This window comes from Acinetobacter sp. YH16052, from assembly GCF_013417155.1.
Taxonomy (GTDB): domain Bacteria; phylum Pseudomonadota; class Gammaproteobacteria; order Pseudomonadales; family Moraxellaceae; genus Acinetobacter.
The window spans coordinates 1-1650 of the sequence record NZ_VPEO01000137.1 but is presented as its reverse complement, the minus strand read 5'-3'; the positions used below and the strand labels follow the sequence as shown (position 1 = coordinate 1650).

Genomic DNA, 1650 nt, shown 5'->3' with positions numbered 1-1650 from the left:
GACAACGGCATGAGTAGTCATAAAACGCTGATCGTGAGTATATTGGGGTAATCCCTTGCGGTGATCATTAAAAGGCGTTTATAGGCGGTTTTGGACGTGTTCAGGGGGTGATCTATGCCCTAACCAAAACAAGCGCAGCAATAGACTGTGATGCGCTCCTGTGAAACGATGGCTCGGCTCCGTAGTGATGCCTTACATTGTTCGGGTAATACTGCTTAGGGTGCTTTTAGTGCTCTAGGGTGAGTATTCCCTGATCTTCTCCAACTCTCACCATAATGATAAATCACTAATACTTGAATAGTTAAATAAATAGAGGTTTTTTAAATGGGAAATATTGATATAAATCAAACAGTTGAACACTTAAAAGATTTGTTAGGCAAACAAGTTTCATATAGTATTTGTTTGGGTGGAACAACTTATCAAAGTGATGGTGAGGTCACTTCGGTTGTTTTACATCTTCATGGTGATCATGAGTTTTCTGTAGATGATGGGGATTATTATTCTTTTTCCGAATTGACAGAATTTCAGGTTTTAGATGATCGTTCTATTGTGGACGCTGCTTTTACTGGTCTTATAACGGATAACAAAGATTTTATTGATTCATTAAGCAAGCCTACCCCGTAGCCACAGGACTTGTAAGGGGTTCGACCCCTTAACCCCAAAGGGCGCACTTTACTTGAATTTCAGCTTTTAGCCTCAAGTTAGTTTTATATCTCCAGTCAAAATGCCCTTAAGTCTATCTTTTAGGGCATTTTTTTGATCTTGGTATATTTAGTATATTTACGAAATCTCACGTAATGCTTGTATAGCAAGGCTTTCAGAGCGAATGTCTATGAGCGAACTGAAGCTTTATGCTTCTTAAATCCTTTTTTTCCCTGATTACAGCTCCCGTATGCGTCCAGATCGGTAGAACTTAGGCGTCGTCCCGCGCCGACACAAAGAAAAGCAAAATACTGGCATTTTGTCGCGTGTGCCGACCTACGGATCGGACATCACGCGACAAAATGCCAGTTCAAGGATTTTTTAAACGAAAGCGGTCATTTTTCATTGCTATTGCGTCCTGCTTGCACACGGATTAACATAATCAGGAAATTGATCAAAAAATGATCCAATACTCCGAGTTTATAGGGGGGGTTGAAAGGAATTTCTTAAATACCCCCACTAATAAGATGGGGGTAACGGTATCCGATCTATGCGCTCAATCTAAAAAAATCCAAATATTTTCCATAAAAAAAACCGACCATATTGATTTATGATCGGCTTTAGTTTTATATTGGATGCACGGTTATTAATTACTGGTAATAATTAATAACGAAAGTTATATGAGCTGAAACTCGATATAAGATTCAAGATTAAATCTCCGTGCTGTTAGATGATTATAACGTTCGTAGAATTAAAATAAATCCCTCTTTCGTTCTTAATCCGTCCAAATAATTAATTTCCGTCCTTGATGTGGGTGGGAGGTACAGTGACGCCAGCGCATTTTAGGTTTAAGTCTGCTACTGGGGGATCTGAACAAAGCAGACAACGGCATGAGTAGTCATAAAACGCTGATCGTGAGTATATTGGGGTAATCCCTTGCGGTGATCATTAAAAGGCGTTTATAGGCGGTTTTGGACGTGTTCAGGGGGTGTTCTATGCCCTAACCAA

At 39.7% G+C, this 1650-nt stretch carries 1 protein-coding gene; it reads left to right on the top strand.

The features are described 5' to 3' along the window. The first annotated feature begins 324 nt into the window (after positions 1 to 324). Complete coding sequence (locus FTV42_RS16735) at positions 325 to 624, top strand: hypothetical protein (protein ID WP_179991805.1); 300 nt, start codon at positions 325 to 327, stop codon at positions 622 to 624. The last annotated feature ends 1026 nt before the right edge of the window (positions 625 to 1650 follow it).